At 32.6% G+C, this 15,615-nt stretch carries 17 protein-coding genes and 1 tRNA gene; 7 read left to right on the top strand and 11 right to left on the bottom strand.

The features are described 5' to 3' along the window. Positions 1 to 39 precede the first annotated feature (39 nt). From udk to dnaA, 7 genes are all read right to left on the bottom strand, one after another. Positions 40 to 648, bottom strand: a complete 609-nt coding sequence (udk, locus tag PQ462_RS19040; protein ID WP_121360312.1) for a uridine kinase — start codon at positions 646 to 648, stop codon at positions 40 to 42. 251 nt (positions 649 to 899) lie between these two features. Then, the gene (locus PQ462_RS19035) at positions 900 to 1,781 is read right to left on the bottom strand and encodes an SDR family oxidoreductase (RefSeq protein ID WP_053474060.1); all 882 of its coding nucleotides are present in this window, start codon (positions 1,779 to 1,781) and stop codon (positions 900 to 902) included. Between the two features lie 74 nt (positions 1,782 to 1,855). Beyond that, a complete protein-coding gene (locus PQ462_RS19030) occupies positions 1,856 to 2,983 on the bottom strand; it encodes a methionine aminotransferase (RefSeq protein WP_274251190.1) in 1,128 nt (375 codons plus the stop codon). Beyond that, positions 2,967 to 3,485 (bottom strand): energy transducer TonB, encoded by a 519-nt coding sequence (locus PQ462_RS19025; RefSeq protein ID WP_274251189.1) that lies wholly within the window; start codon positions 3,483 to 3,485, stop codon positions 2,967 to 2,969. Before PQ462_RS19025 ends, PQ462_RS19030 begins: the two co-directional genes overlap by 17 nt. A gap of 13 nt (positions 3,486 to 3,498) precedes the next feature. After that, complete coding sequence (locus PQ462_RS19020) at positions 3,499 to 4,212, bottom strand: SAM-dependent methyltransferase (RefSeq protein ID WP_073408796.1); 714 nt, start codon at positions 4,210 to 4,212, stop codon at positions 3,499 to 3,501. Positions 4,213 to 4,267: 55 nt separating this feature from the next. Next, on the bottom strand, positions 4,268 to 4,735 hold the full coding sequence (locus PQ462_RS19015; protein WP_073408795.1) for a low molecular weight protein-tyrosine-phosphatase: 468 nt from the start codon (positions 4,733 to 4,735) through the stop codon (positions 4,268 to 4,270). Between the two features lie 8 nt (positions 4,736 to 4,743). Continuing rightward, positions 4,744 to 6,171: a chromosomal replication initiator protein DnaA gene (gene dnaA, locus PQ462_RS19010; protein ID WP_011921525.1), complete on the bottom strand. Its 1,428-nt coding sequence runs from the start codon at positions 6,169 to 6,171 to the stop codon at positions 4,744 to 4,746. Between the two features lie 187 nt (positions 6,172 to 6,358). Here dnaA and PQ462_RS19005 point away from each other — a divergent pair, with 187 nt between their 5' ends. After that, complete coding sequence (locus tag PQ462_RS19005; protein ID WP_011921524.1) at positions 6,359 to 6,763, top strand: acyl-CoA thioesterase; 405 nt, start codon at positions 6,359 to 6,361, stop codon at positions 6,761 to 6,763. A gap of 31 nt (positions 6,764 to 6,794) precedes the next feature. Here the strand turns inward: PQ462_RS19005 and PQ462_RS19000 are convergent, their stop codons facing one another. The 3 genes from PQ462_RS19000 to ribD form a co-directional block, all read right to left on the bottom strand. Further along, positions 6,795 to 7,427, bottom strand: coding sequence for an IMPACT family protein (locus PQ462_RS19000; RefSeq protein ID WP_274251188.1), 633 nt, complete (start codon positions 7,425 to 7,427; stop codon positions 6,795 to 6,797). Positions 7,428 to 7,510: 83 nt separating this feature from the next. After that, the gene (locus PQ462_RS18995; RefSeq protein ID WP_274251187.1) at positions 7,511 to 8,113 is read right to left on the bottom strand and encodes an HAD-IA family hydrolase; all 603 of its coding nucleotides are present in this window, start codon (positions 8,111 to 8,113) and stop codon (positions 7,511 to 7,513) included. Continuing rightward, a complete protein-coding gene (gene ribD, locus PQ462_RS18990) occupies positions 8,106 to 9,155 on the bottom strand; it encodes a bifunctional diaminohydroxyphosphoribosylaminopyrimidine deaminase/5-amino-6-(5-phosphoribosylamino)uracil reductase RibD (RefSeq protein ID WP_274251186.1) in 1,050 nt (349 codons plus the stop codon). The genes PQ462_RS18995 and ribD overlap by 8 nt, the downstream gene beginning before the upstream one ends. A gap of 127 nt (positions 9,156 to 9,282) precedes the next feature. Here ribD and PQ462_RS18985 point away from each other — a divergent pair, with 127 nt between their 5' ends. Genes PQ462_RS18985 through prmC form a run of 3 tightly spaced genes read left to right on the top strand, consistent with a single transcriptional unit; the run spans position 9,283 to position 11,472 of the window. After that, positions 9,283 to 9,768: a GNAT family N-acetyltransferase gene (locus PQ462_RS18985; RefSeq protein ID WP_274251185.1), complete on the top strand. Its 486-nt coding sequence runs from the start codon at positions 9,283 to 9,285 to the stop codon at positions 9,766 to 9,768. A gap of 4 nt (positions 9,769 to 9,772) precedes the next feature. After that, a complete protein-coding gene (locus PQ462_RS18980; RefSeq protein ID WP_274251184.1) occupies positions 9,773 to 10,582 on the top strand; it encodes an FG-GAP repeat protein in 810 nt (269 codons plus the stop codon). 35 nt (positions 10,583 to 10,617) lie between these two features. After that, entirely contained in the window at positions 10,618 to 11,472 is an 855-nt protein-coding gene (gene prmC / locus PQ462_RS18975) for a peptide chain release factor N(5)-glutamine methyltransferase (protein WP_274251183.1), read from the top strand. A 74-nt stretch (positions 11,473 to 11,546) separates the two neighbouring features. Here the strand turns inward: prmC and PQ462_RS18970 are convergent, their stop codons facing one another. Then, a complete protein-coding gene (locus tag PQ462_RS18970) occupies positions 11,547 to 12,791 on the bottom strand; it encodes an ABC transporter permease (protein WP_012027015.1) in 1,245 nt (414 codons plus the stop codon). A gap of 238 nt (positions 12,792 to 13,029) precedes the next feature. On the opposite strand from PQ462_RS18970, the gene hisS reads away from it, so the two are divergent. The 3 genes from hisS to PQ462_RS18955 all read left to right on the top strand — a co-directional run bounded on the left by hisS (position 13,030) and on the right by PQ462_RS18955 (position 15,539). Next, positions 13,030 to 14,457 (top strand): histidine--tRNA ligase, encoded by a 1,428-nt coding sequence (hisS, locus tag PQ462_RS18965; RefSeq protein WP_274251182.1) that lies wholly within the window; start codon positions 13,030 to 13,032, stop codon positions 14,455 to 14,457. Positions 14,458 to 14,577: 120 nt separating this feature from the next. After that, positions 14,578 to 14,648, top strand: a tRNA-Trp gene (locus tag PQ462_RS18960). A 312-nt stretch (positions 14,649 to 14,960) separates the two neighbouring features. After that, complete coding sequence (locus PQ462_RS18955; protein ID WP_012027013.1) at positions 14,961 to 15,539, top strand: nucleotide exchange factor GrpE; 579 nt, start codon at positions 14,961 to 14,963, stop codon at positions 15,537 to 15,539. Positions 15,540 to 15,615 lie beyond the last annotated feature (76 nt).

The following is a 15,615-nucleotide window of genomic DNA, read 5'->3' as shown; positions in this document are numbered from 1 at the left end:
GGAAGCCTGTATTTTTATGGTTTAAATTTACGATAAAAATTATAAAATTCTCTGATTAATTACGGCCCGAACTACATCAATTGCAACCGTATTGTATTTATCGTTTGGAATAATAATATCTGCAAAAGCTTTTGTTGGTTCGATAAATTGTTCGTGCATTGGTTTTAAAGTTGTTTGATAACGGTTTAAAACCTCGTCAATATCACGTCCGCGTTCAGAAATATCTCTTTTTAAACGACGAATTAATCTTTCGTCAGAATCAGCGTGAACATATACTTTAATGTCAAAAAGCTCTCTTAATTCCGGATTTGTTAAAATTAAGATCCCTTCCACAATCATTACTTTTCTTGGATGAGTTGAAATCGTATCGTCGGTTCTGTTATGCTGAATAAAAGAATAAACCGGCTGATTGATAGTTTCTCCTGCTTTTAAAGCTTTAAGGTGTTTTACCAATAATTCAAAATCAATGGCACGAGGATGATCAAAGTTTATTAATGCTCTCTCGTCAAAAGACAAGTTATGGTTTTCTTTATAATACGAATCCTGAGAAATTACACCAACTTCTGTGTCTGGCAATTCATTCATGATTTGGTGTACAACCGTTGTTTTTCCGCTTCCAGTTCCTCCTGCAATTCCAATAATGAGCATAAAATTTTTGTTTGATATTTGTTTGGCAAAAATAATAATTAAACTGAATTGCTAAACATAGAATGTAATTTAACCATATAAGTAATGTAACTAAATTTAAGCTGTAAAATGTTTAAACAAAATGTTACTTAACTGAAATTATATTATTTGTATAGTAAAAAACATAAAAAAAATCCCGAAAGTAAACCTTCGGGATTTCGTGCAATCAGTATAGTTTTAAAAAATATTCTGAATTTAGTAAGCACTTGTAATTATTTATTCTTTTTTGCTTTTATCATCATTTCAAGCTGATCCCAAAGTTCCTCTGGAATTGCTTCTAATAAATTAAATTGTCCGGCACCTTTTAACCATTCGCCTCCGTCGATTGTAATAACATCACCATTTACATAAGCTGAAAAATCAGAAACTAAATAAGCAGCTAAATTGGCTAATTCCTGATGATCTCCTACACGTTTCAACGGCACTTTTTTTGCCATATCAAACTTCTCAGAAAGATCTCCCGGCAATAATCTGTCCCATGCTCCTTTTGTTGGAAATGGTCCCGGAGCGATTGCATTAGAACGGATTCCGTATTTAGCCCATTCTACAGCAAGGCTTCTTGTCATGGCTAAAACCCCGGCTTTAGCCGTTGCACTTGGCACTACATAAGCTGAGCCTGTCCATGCGTAAGTTGTTACAATATTTAAAATCGTTGCCGATGTTTGTTTCGTGTCGATCCAGTGTTTTCCAAAAGCCAGTGTACAGTTTTTAGAACCTTTAAGAACAATATCGATAACAGTATCAAATGCATTTGCAGATAAACGTTCTGTTGGTGAAATGAAATTTCCTGCCGCATTGTTTAAAAGAACATCCACTTTCCCGAAAACTTTTAAAGTTTCCTGAAGCATATTTTCTACTTCTTCATAATGGCGAACATCACATTGAAGAGGTAAACATTTTCCGCCAGTTTCACTTTCGAGTTCTGCAGCTGTTGTTTTCAGCTTTTCTAAGTCTCTGGAAGTAATCGCAACCTGAGCGCCCAATTCTAAAAAATATTTGGTCATTGCTTTGCCTAAACCGCTTCCGCCGCCAGTAACTACAATAACTTTACCTTTTAAAGCGTCGTCTCGTAACATTTTATCTGTGTAACTCATACTTTTCTTTTTTTACAATATTAATTAAAATAATAGGATGCACGCATAATAATGTTATAAAATTTTGATAAACTTTATATCTCACACAATTTTTTTGCAGCAGATTCCAGCGTAAAATTATCTTTTGCAAAGCAAAAACGAATTAATTTTTGATCTTTATGATCTGAATAAAAAGTAGAAATTGGAATGGCAGCTACACCGTGATTAATTATTAGATTTTTGCAGAAAGTAACATCATCTTCATTTGAAATATTGGCATAAGAAGCAACCTGAAAATAGGTTCCTTCACATGGTTTGAGTTCAAAGCGACTGTTTTGAAGCAGTTTCTGAAAGTAATCTCTTTTTTCCTGATAGAATTTTCCAAGCAGATTTACATCAACAACATCCAAATATTCGCTGATTGCAAACTGAGAAATACTGTTTACACTGAAAACCAAAAACTGGTGAACCTTTTTAATTTCTTTCATTAAATGTTCTGGTGCAATTGTATAACCAATTTTCCAGCCAGTAATATGAAAAGATTTTCCAAATGATGAAACCATAATACAGCGTTCTAAAAGAAAATCTTTTGTATGTGCTGAAATGTGTTTTTCTTCAAAAGTAATGTATTCGTAAACTTCGTCAGACAAAACAATAATGTCTGGATATTTTTCAAGAAGATTTTTTAGCTGAATAAAATCATTTTCAGTTAAAATTTTTCCCGTCGGATTATGTGGATTATTGATGATAATCATTCGGCTTTTTTCCGAACAAGCTTTTTCGATTGTTTCCCAATTTGGAGTATAATCGTCATTTAGTGCCACACGAACAGGTTTTGCTTTGCAGAGTAAAACAGGAGATTCGTAAGAATCATAACTTGGATCGAGAATAATTACTTCGTCATTTTCTTTTACCAGAGCCAAAATTGTAGTGAAAATTCCCTGTGTTGCTCCGGCTGTAACCAAAAGTTCTAAATCTGGATTAATGGTTCTTTTATAAGAATCCTTAATCAGCTTTGCAATTTTATTCATCAATGGCGGATAACCTGCCATTGGTGTATATTGATGCACATTTTCCTTGGATAATCTTGCAACAATATCTGTTAATCTTTCGTCAACAGGAAAATTTGGAAATCCCTGCGAAAGATTTATTGCATTATATTCAGATGCCATTTTAGACATTACTGTGAAAATGCTTGTGGTTACGTTAGGGAGCTTGCTCATGATATACATGTATTGGTATAGTTAAATAGTAACGAACTCTCACAAGTTTGTTGTTTTGTGTGCCGGGAAACCATTTTGGACATTTTTTTAGAATGCGAATCGCTTCTTTTCCTGTTCCATAATCAGCATCTTTGGTAACTGTTATATCAGTTAGTGTGCCATCCTTTTCAACTACAAAATTCACATCAACGATGCCTTTTACTTGAAGTTCTTCGTCAGGATATTTGTAATTGTTTCTAATAAATTTATGAAGTTTTGCAATTCCTTTATCAAAATCAGGTTTTACATCTATCGAGTCAATATCATATATTTTAGTGTCCTCTTTTATTTTAACTGTATCTTTATTAACAGTTGAATTAACTTCAGTAAGAAACTCTTCAGAGTTGTTTTCTTTAGTAATATTTTGTTCCGTTTTTTTGTTTTTTGAATCTTTAGTATCTGTTGAAGAATTACATTGTACAAAACAGATTGAAGTCAAAATTAGAATTAAAGCCTTTTTCATTATCTAGGTTTAATTACATTTTATGAATAATAAAAATCGTAGGACGTTTGTCAATATCTATTTTCAATTTTTTCCAATCCGAAATTTTCATTGTTTTAATGAATTCTGTTGGCAAAGTTATGTCTGTAGCAATACACAAATGTGTTGACGGATTTAAAATCTGTAAAAGATCTTCAATTAGTTTGTTGTTTCTATAAGGCGTTTCAATAAAAATCTGTGATTGGTTTTTGTCCTGAGATAATCTCTCAAAATGTCTTAATGCCGATTTTTTTTCGTCTTTGTCAATTGGTAAATAACCGTTGAAAGTAAAACTCTGGCCATTCATTCCAGAAGCCATCATCGCTAATAGAATAGAAGAAGGACCGACTAACGGAACAACCTGAATTCCTTTTTCATGTGCCAATTTTACAATTACGGCACCAGGATCAGCAACGCCCGGACATCCGGCTTCGCTCATTAATCCCATATTTTTACCTTCTAATAAAGGTTTTATAAAGTCTAAATGTTCGCTTGGTTCAGTTCGTTTGTTTAAAGTAAAAAGAACAAGTTCAGATTGTTTTTTTTCTGGATAAACGGCTTTTATAGATTTTCGGGCTGTTTTATCGTTTTCAACAATATAATGGTCGATAACTTCTATCGTTCTTCTTACCGTTTGTGGTAAAACATCCATCGGATCGCTTTCGCCCATTGTAGTTGGAATAAGATATAATTTTCCGAGAAGTTTCATGTGTATATGTTTAAAATTAAAAAATTCAACTATCTCTTTTGCAGAAACAATTGAATTAAGAATGTTTTTTTAGAAGCTGGTCAGCAATTAAATCTGTTACTTCATCGAGCATTTGGTAAACGTTGTCAAAACCATTTGCAGAACCATAATAAGGATCTGGAACATCAACATTTTCGTCTGGGAATAATTCGTTAAGAATTAAACGAACTTTATTTTTATGTTCAGGAGTTTTTGCCAGATGAACTACATCGCGAAAATTTGAATTATCCATTACATAGATATAATCAAATTCATCAAAATCGGATGATTTAATTTGTCTGCCTTTTTGTGCGCTTATGTTGATTCCGTTTTTGCGGGCAACATCTATAGAACGCTTATCGGGGCAGTGTCCTACATGCCATGATCCTGTTCCGGCAGAATCTACAATAAATTTGTCTGCGGGTAATTTTGATGCTAAAATTCCTTCTGCTAAAGGAGATCTGCAAATATTTCCCAAACAAACCATTAAAACTTTTACTGGCATGATTCGCGTTATAGCGTTAGTTTTTTGTTGATGTCTTCGACAAATTTTTTGAATTGTTTGTCTGTAGAAACTAAATTGTCAACGGTTTTACAAGCGTGTAATACTGTTGCGTGATCACGGTCTCCAATTTGTGAACCAATATTTGCCAAAGAAGCTTTAGTAAATTTCTTTGCAAAAAACATGGCCAATTGTCTAGCCTGAACAACATGCCTCTTTCTTGTTTTAGATTGAAGCGTTTCGATATCCAGCTGGAAATAATCGGAAACAATTTTTTGGATATAATCGATAGAGATTTCTCTCTTTACGTTTTTAACAAATTTCTCAACTACACTTTTTGCTAATTCAATCGTAACTTCTTTTTTGTTGAAAGAAGACTGAGCGATAAGTGAGATAATAGCTCCTTCTAATTCTCTTACGTTAGATTTGATATTGCGGGCAACATATTCAAGAATGTCTTCCGGCATATCAACACCATCACGATATAAAATGTTTTTTAAGATCGAGATACGGGTTTCGTAATCAGGCTGATGAAGCTCAGCAGATAATCCCCATTTAAAACGAGATAATAAACGCTGTTCAATATCCTGCATATCAACAGGAGCTTTGTCAGAAGTTAAGATTACTTGTTTTCCGTTTTGGTGCAGGTAATTGAAAATGTGGAAAAATACGTCCTGAGTTCCTGATTTACCAGATAAAAACTGAACATCATCAATAATCAAAACGTCGATTAATTGGTAAAAGTGAATGAAATCGTTACGATTATTCTTTTTAACCGAATCAATATATTGTTGTGTGAAAATTTCGGCAGATATATATAAAACCGTTTTTTCAGGATATTTGTCTTTTACTTCAACCCCAATAGCGTGTGCTAAGTGTGTTTTTCCTAAACCAACTCCCCCAAAAATCAACAAAGGATTAAATGAAGTTCCTCCAGGTTTATTGGCAACAGCCATACCGGCAGAACGGGCTAAACGGTTAGAATCTCCTTCAAGGAAATTATCAAAACTATAATTAGGATTTAACTGAGATTCAATTTTTAAATTTCTGATTCCAGGAATTACGAAAGGATTTTTAAGCTCAGGATTTAAGTTTTTAAACGGAGCATCAACCTCTTGCGGTTTCATTGGAACTCTGTTGGAACTTGGCAGCTGTTCGGTAAATGGCTGTTTATTTCCATAAGTGTTCTCCATTTTAATTTTATAGAGTAACTTTGCATTTTTCCCAAGTTCTTTGGTAAGTGCAACTTTTAATAATTTTACGTAATGCTCTTCGAGCCATTCGTAGAAAAATTTACTTGGTACTTGAATATATAACGCGTTATCGGTTAGCTCAACTGATTTGATTGGTTCAAACCAAGTTTTGTATGCTTGATCTTGAATATTGTCCTTTATAAAAGACAAACAGTTTTCCCATACCGATTGAGCAGTTTTAGTCATAGATTCAAATAAATTTTTATATTATTAATAAAGATTCTCCTGTAAAAAAAGGAGCGATTTTATTCCTTATTTCGGGATAACAAATATGTGAACAAATTTCTGTAAAAAAAAATATTTTGGTATCTAATTTTATAAAAAAATGTTGTAAGAGGGCTTGAATAATTTAAATTTTTTTAATACATTAATAATGAAAAAACATCAAACGCAAGTGCGTGTTCGTTACTCCGAAACTGACCAAATGGGAGTCGTTTATCACGGAAATTATGTGCCTTATTTTGAGATTGGACGCGTGGAATGGCTTAGAAATAAAGGGATTTCGTATAAAAGCATGGAAGAAAGCGGTATTGGGCTTCCAATTGTTTCCATGCAGATCAACTATAAAAAATCTGCTCGTTACGATGAGCTTTTAACTATTCATACAACATTCAAAAGCCAGTCATCTGTTAAGATCGAATTTGACTGCGAAATTTATAACGAGGCAAATGAGTTATTAACAACAGCAGTGTTTATTTTAGTATTTATTTCGTTAAAAACGGGCCGCCCAACGGCACCTCCAGATTATATTTTAGAATTGTTTAAAACGATGGAATAATTGTTAAATCGAAACACGTTTTTATACTAAATTATATAATTTTAACATCAATTTCAAACATTAAATCAAAAATGTCGAATATCATTTCGGCATTTTTTTTTCGCGTTTTTGTGATGATTTTTCCAATTGGAAGACCGGAATTTTCATCTATTTCCATTTCCTGAGATGTTATTTCCAGTTTTTTTTCTTTTATAACACGCATCACTTTATTCATGTTTTTGTAATCAAAAGAAATTAAAAAATGAACATCGATCGTTTTTTCAACAATTTCACAAACTTCTAATGTCATCTGTGCAGTTGTTCTATACGCTGCAATTAATCCGCCAACGCCCAATTTTGTACCTCCAAAAATACGAACCACCACTACAAGAACGTTTGTTACGCCAAAAGATTGTATCTGTCCGTAGATTGGTGCTCCCGCGGTGTTGCTTGGCTCTCCATCATCATTTGCACGATAAGAAATTTTGGGAGCTGTGCCTAATTGATAGGCGTAACAATAATGTACAGCATGCGGATGAAGTTTTCGTAAATCTTCTATAATAGGTTTTACCTCTTCTTCGTTTTCTATAGGAAAAGCATAACCAAAGAATTTACTTCCTTTTTCTTTAAAAAGTACTTCTTCAGATTCTCTGGCAATGGTTTGGTACGTATCGTTATATTCCAAATCTAATATTCTAAATTGTTTTTTTTGCTGCAGAATTATAAGTAAAAAATCTTTTTAATCCTTTTAATCTGCGGCAAGATATTTTATAGTATGTTTTTATCAAACAAATCCACAACATCTTCCTGCCCAACTTGTAAATTCCAAACATGCAAACCTAATACTGCAGCGGCATCTGTGTTTTCTTTTTTGTCATCAACAAATAAAGTCTTTTGTGGAACTAAATTATGTTCATCAATTAAATGCTGATACGAATTAGCATTTGGTTTTCTTTTTCCAATTTCAAATGAAAAATGAACTTTTTCAAAACAATTGTAAAAATCAGTATAAAAAGGAACGCCGACAGTTTTTTCGAAAGTGGCAATATGAATAGAATCAGTATTGCTTAATAAAAACAAACGGTATTTTTTTGAAAGCTCTTTTACGAAATCTAATCTATAAGAAGGGAAATCTGCTAAAACCGCATTCCAGGCTTCCAAAATTTCTTCTGTAGAAGTATTTGGAAGTTGTTTTTGAAATCCGCCCACAAAATCATCATATGAAATATCTCCAGTTTCAAATAATAAATTCAAGCGGTCAAGTTCAGCATTCCATTCTTTCAGACCTAATTTTTGCAAGCCAGAAATTGTTCCTTGTTTGTTTAAATTGATAAAAATATCTCCAAAGTCAAAAATTATCGTATCAATCATGATTTCTTACATATATTAATTCGTCGTTTTGAATATAAGTTTTAATGGCATTTTGTTTTTGAAGTTCCGGAGCTTTGGCCCCTTTCTTAAAAGTGTTTTTTCCAACAAATATCCGGGCTTCATCCCAAATATTTTCATTTATAAAAGATTCTAAAGTCTGTCTGCCTCCTTCAATAATTATAGATTGAATTTGATGCTGGTATAAAACAGTTAAAATATTTTCAATTATATTTTTATCAAAATCAATTTTTTCAAAAATCGTATTTTCTGTCGAAAGCATGTTTTCAGATTTCGTAAAAACAATAGTTTTTACACTTTCATCAAAAACAAAACTGTCTTTAGAAATTCGGTTGTTTTGATCTAAAATGACTCTAACCGGATTATTTCCAGACCAATCTCTGACGTTTAATTTCGGATTGTCGTCAATAACCGTTTGAGTTCCTGCTAAAATAGCCTGTTCTTCACTTCGCCATTTATGAACTAATTGACGAGAATATTGATTGGTAATCCAAACTGGTTTTCTTTCCTGATCGATTTCTTTTTCAGGAGCGAGAAATCCGTCCAGACTTTCAGCCCATTTTAAAATAATATACGGTCGTTTTTTCTGGTGAAATGTAAAAAAACGTTTGTTGAGTTCGTTACATTCATCTTCTAAAATTCCAACTACAACATTGGCACCGGCTTCAATTAGTTTTTTAATTCCTCTGCCTGCTACTTTTTCGTTTGGATCGACTGTTCCTACAACCACATTTGGAATTTCGTTTGCAATAATCAAATCACAGCAAGGAGGTGTTTTTCCAAAATGGGAGCAAGGTTCTAAGCTGACATAAATTGTAGCTTTTTTTAATAACGATTTGTCTTTTACAGATCGAACTGCATTTACTTCGGCGTGCGGTTCACCGGCTTTTTTATGCCAGCCTTCACCAATAATGGTATCTTCATAAACAATTACACTCCCCACCATCGGATTTGGATATGTTGTTCCAAAGCCATTTCTAGCAAGCTCTATGCATCGTTTAATATATTTTTCATGTTTATTCACTTTGCAAAAGTAACTTATTTTTAAATTTTGAGTCTAATCTTATAGCTATTGTTGTGAAACATTACAAATTGTTATGAAACTATCGAAAAAGTATTTTTATTTTTGTAGATATAAGTGAATAAATAAAATGAAAAATTGGGTTATCAGAAAGATTGAAAAAGAAGACAATCAATCAGTTGCAAAATTAATAAGATCAGTTTTTGATGAAATGGAAATTCCAAAAGTAGGTACCGCTTATGAAGATCCATATTTAGATTTAATGTTTGAAGAGTACAGCAAGCCAGAATCGGTTTATTTTGTAGTAGAAAGTGAAGGTGAAATTTTGGGTTGTGCAGGAATTGCTCCTTTAGAAAATGGAGATCCTAAAATTTGTGAATTACAAAAAATGTATTTTTTGCCAAAAGTGCGCGGATTAGGAATTGGAAGCAAAATGATGGATGAATGTTTGGAGAGCGCAAGAAATTTTGGATTTGAAAAATGTTATATCGAGACAATGCCGTTTATGCATGCTGCTCAAAAATTATATAGAAAATCAGGATTTGAATATTTAGACGCTCCGTTAGGTTGCACCGGGCACAATTCCTGCCCTGTCTGGATGTTGAAAAAATTATAAGCCAATGAAAAAAAATATTTTTGCTATTCTTTTAGTCTCAGTATTGTTCTCTTGTAAAGATGCTAAACAAGAAAAAACGGCAGACAAAGCCGTAGTTGTCAAAGATTCAGTTGCTAAAACTGAGGAAAGTGAAAATACCGCGATTACAGAAGAAGTCTTTAAAAATGAATTCGATATTTTAATACCCCAAACGTATCGAACTTATGATAGTCAAAACCCTGTAAAAGCTTTAAACCAAAAATGGGTTGAGTTGTACGAGGAAAATGGAGATTTTTTTTTAGGAAAAGCAAATTTTAAAATTGAAAAAGGATACAGTGAGTGTTCCGGTGATTCTACGCTTTCTATTATGCCAGAAAAAAAGGTGTTGCTTTTAATAGACGATGCTAAATTGAAAACCGGAAAAATAAAATCTCTGAAAATTGAAAGGGATAAAATCTGGCCCAAAGAAAAAACGAGTTTTACTTTTAATAATGTCAATTATACTTTACGCGGAGAAGGAAAAGTTTTATCTGAAGAAAAAGTAAGCACAGATGATGATAAAATTGAAATCTTTAAAAAAGTAGAAGATTATAAATTATACTTAACCATTGGTAATAATCCTGAAAAACTGATTCTGACCGAAGCGTCTTTTAATGACACTTTTGTGGAGTTTCTTTTTGCAGGAGATATTGACGGTGACGGAAAACTCGACTTTGTTTTTGGAGCAAACAGAGATTATGAAGAAGAGCGTGTGATTTTATTTCTTTCGTCAAAAGCTGAAAATGAAAATTCAGTAAAAAAAGTTTCAGAAATAGCAGTACAATTTGACTGCTAACTAACCAAAATATTATCTAATAACAGATATATAAAATGAAAATCAAGCAATATCGTACTCAGTTTATTAAGGAATTATCTTCTTTGTACGATGCGTACGAAGCAGAGAGTTTTTTCTATTTAATTTTAGAAGATAAACACAAACTGCGTCAAATAGATTTGGCATTAAATCACGAATTAGCTTTTACAGAAGAAGATTTTGTTGTTTGGGATTCATTGTTAGCCCAGCTGAAAAAAGAAGTTCCAATTCAATATTTATTAGGAAAAACAAATTTCTACGGTTTAGATTTTGAAGTAAACGAAAATGTTTTAATTCCGAGACCCGAAACCGAAGAGTTGGTCGAATGGATTATTAGTGAAAATAAAGGAATTGATAAAAAAGAAAAAATAAAAATTCTTGATATTGGTACCGGAAGCGGCTGTATTGCTGTTTCACTCGCTAAAAATCTGCCAAATGCAGATGTATATGCTATCGATGTTTCAAAAAAAGCAATCGAAACTGCGAAGCGAAATGCCATTAGAAATGATGTTAATGTAACTTTTATATTTCAGGATATTTTACAAGCCGAAGAATTAAAATGCAAATATGATGTCATAGTTTCTAATCCGCCTTATGTACGCAATCTTGAAAAAGAAGAAATCAAAAAGAATGTTTTAGACTACGAACCTCATTTAGCACTTTTTGTTGATGACAACGATGCTTTGCTTTTCTACAGAAAAATAGCTTCGCTGGCACAAAACAATCTTTTGGCAAAAGGACAGCTTTATTTTGAAATCAACCAATATTTAGGAAAAGAAATGATAGAACTTCTGGGTAAAATGGATTTTATCAATATTGATCTCCGAAAAGATATTTACGATAACGACAGAATGATAAAAGTTAATATTTAATTTTTAGTTTTCAGTCGTAGTATTCAGTCACAGTAAAACTGCAAACTGGGACTGCGACTGAAAACTAAAAAAAATTACTCGTATCGCAAAGCCTCAATAGGATCTAACTGAGATGCTTTTATGGCAGGATATAAACCAGAAACTATTGCTACCATAAAACTAGTTGCAAAAGCGGCAAAAATTGCCATCCACGGAATCACAAAAGCAAAACTCATTGCGGCCGCAAAAGCAAAACCAATCAAGATTCCCAGAACAATTCCAACTAAACCGCCAATTTGTCCAATTAATAAAGTTTCGATAAAAAATTGAACAGAAATTGTAATTTTTGTTGCACCAAGCGCTTTTCTGACACCAATTTCTCGTGTACGTTCTGTAACCGAAACAATCATAATATTCATTAGAGCAATTGAAGATCCTAAAATTGTAATGATCGAAATAATCCATGATGCCCAGCCTAAATATTGCGTAATACCTAAAATTCGATTGATTAAATCGTCGCTTCGGCCAATACCAAAATTATTATCACGAACCGGACTTAGTTTTCGAACCCTTCTCATTGTGCTGGTTGCATTGTCAACCGCTTCGTCTAAAAGTTCTTTTTTAGAAACCATAACACTGATAGTATAATTGATGTTGGGTGCCGTAAATAATGATCTGGCAACCTGTATAGGAATTAAAACCCGTAAATCCTGACTGTTTCCAAAAGTTGAACCTTTTTCTTTTAAAACGCCGATAACTTTAAAACGGGCACCGCGAATAGAAATTACTTTATCAATTGGGTTGACATCTTTTAATAAGCCCTTTTCAAAATCTGAACCTACAACGCAGGTATAGGTATTATTGTCAATGTCAAATTGATTAAAAGATCTGCCTAAAGTAGTTTCTAAACCTGAGTTAGAAATAAAATGTTCGTCAACGCCTAAAATTGTAATTTCGGGATCAGTTTTAGTATCTAAAAATTTTACTTCGGCTTTTGATGTTGCAGTAAACGAAAGAGAAGTCTCGGTAAAAGGGTATTTGTATTTGTTTTTAAAAGCAACAGCTTCGGGATACGAAATAATTGGGTTGATAATTTCACGTTCATTTCCGCCACGATTTCGAACCGTGTTTTCGTATTGGTTAATGTTAAAAGTATTAGCTCCCATTGATGCAAAATTGGTCGAAACAGTGTTTTCAAGTGCTGTTACAACAGTAAGAATTCCAACTAAAGCGGTAATTCCAATTGCAATAATTAAAACCGTAAGAATGGTTCGCAGTAATTGAGTTTTGATGGAACCAAAAGCAATTCGGATATTTTCTTTAAATAATTTTAGCATCATGACCAATTTGTCACGAAAATACGGTTTTTGTTACAAGTTTGTTTTCGAAGTGTTATTATTTATTTTAAAAAGTAAGATATTTGCAGACTTAAATTAAGTCGAAAGCTGGAATGTCATAAAGTCGAAAGTTTAAAGAACCAGCAATCAAAAAATAATAAATAAATTAATCGTAAAGGTTTTTGAATTTGAGTTTCAAAAGAAATCTAAAATCTAAAATCAACAATCTAAAATAAAGAAGATGGCTTCAAAACCAAGTATACCAAAAGGAACAAGAGATTTTTCACCAGCTGAGGTGTCAAAACGTCAATATATTATTCAGACTATAAAAGCTAATTTTGAAAAATTTGGTTTTCAGCCAATCGAAACGCCTTCGTTTGAAAATTCAGATACCTTAATGGGGAAATATGGAGAAGAAGGAGATCGTCTGATTTTCAAAATTTTAAATTCAGGTAATTTTTTCTACAATAAAAGTAAAATCGAATTGCCAGAATCAATCGAAGAATTACAATTAAATTCTGCTGAAAAAATAACTTTAGAGCAAAGAATTGAGCTGAATAAATTCACAGGAAAAATTTCTGAAAAAGCATTACGTTACGATTTAACAGTACCGTTTGCAAGATACGTTGTACAACACCAAAGTGAAATCGAATTTCCTTTTAAAAGATACCAAATTCAGCCAGTTTGGAGAGCAGATAATCCGCAAAAAGGACGTTTTAGAGAATTTTTTCAATGTGATGCTGATGTTGTAGGTTCAAAATCTTTATGGCAGGAAGTTGAATTAGTTCAATTGTACGATACTGTTTTTACCTCTTTAGGATTAGAAGGAGTTACAATTAAAATCAATAACCGAAAAATTTTATCTGGAATTGCTGAGGTAATTGGCGCTTCAGATAAATTGATTGATTTTACAGTTGCGCTTGATAAATTAGACAAAATTGGTGAAGACGGCGTAAAGAAAGAAATGATTGAAAAAGGAATTTCTGAAGATGCTTTAGTAAAAGTGCAGCCACTTTTTAGTTTTTCAGGAACTTTTGCAGACAAAATTGCACAGCTTTCGGACTTATTGTCTTCTTCTGAAGAAGGAATGAAAGGAGTTGAAGAACTAAAATTTATTTGTGACAATGTTGCAGATTTAGGTTTGTCTACTGCAGTTTTAGATCTTGATGTGACATTAGCTCGTGGTTTAAATTATTATACAGGAGCTATTTTTGAAGTAGCGGCGCCAAAAACCGTTGCAATGGGCTCTATTGGCGGAGGCGGAAGATACGACGATTTGACTGGTATTTTTGGTTTGAAAAATATGAGCGGTGTTGGAATCTCTTTTGGATTGGATAGAATTTATCTGGTTTTAGAAGAATTACAATTATTTCCTGAAACAGTTGCTGCTGCTTCAAAAGCTATATTTTTAAATTTTGGAGACAAAGAAGCTTTATATGCTTCAAAAGCTATTCAAAAATTAAGACAGGAAAATATAAAAGTAGAGTTATATCCGGATAATGTAAAAGTGGGTAAACAATTTCAATATGCAGATAAACGTTTGATTCCGTTTGCTGTATTAGTCGGAGATCAGGAAATTAATTCAAATTCTTATGCGCTTAAAAATTTAGTGACTGGAGAACAGGTGTCTGTAGATTTTGAAGGATTAAAAAATACTTTGTTAGGTTAACTGTCTGGAGTGGAGATTTTTGCTGTAGATTACAGTCATTTAAAGGATTTTCTTTTTAAATCTCTGCCTAAAATAGTTGCCTGTAAAGAAAAAAAACTTTTAATTTGCCGACCTTAAGTTACGGGCGTAGTTCAAGGGTAGAATAGCGGTCTCCAAAACCGTTGATGGGGGTTCGAATCCCTCCGCCCGTGCAAAATTAAATAGTTAAGTATAAAAAAAAGCTTCGTCTCTATAAAGGCGAAGCTTTTTTTAATATAAGGTAAACTTGAATTAATAATTATTTAGAGGCCGAAGCCAACCCTTAAATTCAATTTTGTTAGGTAATAATTTAATTATACTTTGGTACTCAAATATACGACAACTAAAACGTAATAGTCTTAAAATTATAATAAAATTTCACGGACTGTTTTCTGTTTTTAAAAGTCTCATAACTAATAAAGTGACAATTTGACATTTTATGAGATTTGGCAGTACTTTTGCAATCCAAAAGAAAGAAATAAAAAATGAAGTTTAAGAATATTTTTAAAAATAAAAGTAATATGACTACGGAAAATACAGAATTCGATCAGGAATTAGACGATGTAACGTTAGAGAACAATGCAAACGGAGAGCAGTTAATTGTTGAAGAATTAAGTGTTGAGGAGCAATTAGCCCAAGACTTGGCGAAAGAAAAAGATAAGTTTCTGAGATTATTTGCTGAATTTGAAAATTACAAAAAAAGAACTTCAAAAGAGCGTATCGATTTATTTAAAACGGCAAACCAAGAAGTTTTATTGGCTATGCTTCCTGTTTTAGATGATTTCGACAGAGCAGCTGTAGAGATCAACAAATCTGATGATGAAAATTTGAAAAAAGGTGTTGAACTGATTCACGAAAAATTAAAAAGCACTTTAGTTTCTAAAGGCTTAGAGCAGGTTGAAATTCAGGCAGGAGATGCATTCAATGCTGATATTGCTGAAGCAATTACCCAAATTCCAGCTCCATCGGATAAATTAAAAGGGAAAGTTGTAGATGTTATTGAAAAAGGATACAAATTAGGAGAAAAAATTATTCGTTATCCTAAAGTTGTTGTTGGAAACTAAAAAAATGTAAACAAAGTCCGATGAATTATTTTGGATTTTGGTCCCGAAGCTTCGGGATAAGATTTGGAACTTAATC

Source organism: Flavobacterium sp. KACC 22758 (genome assembly GCF_028736135.1).
GTDB classification, from domain to species: Bacteria; Bacteroidota; Bacteroidia; order Flavobacteriales; family Flavobacteriaceae; genus Flavobacterium; species Flavobacterium johnsoniae.
This window is presented reverse-complemented; position numbering and strand designations above follow the sequence as displayed.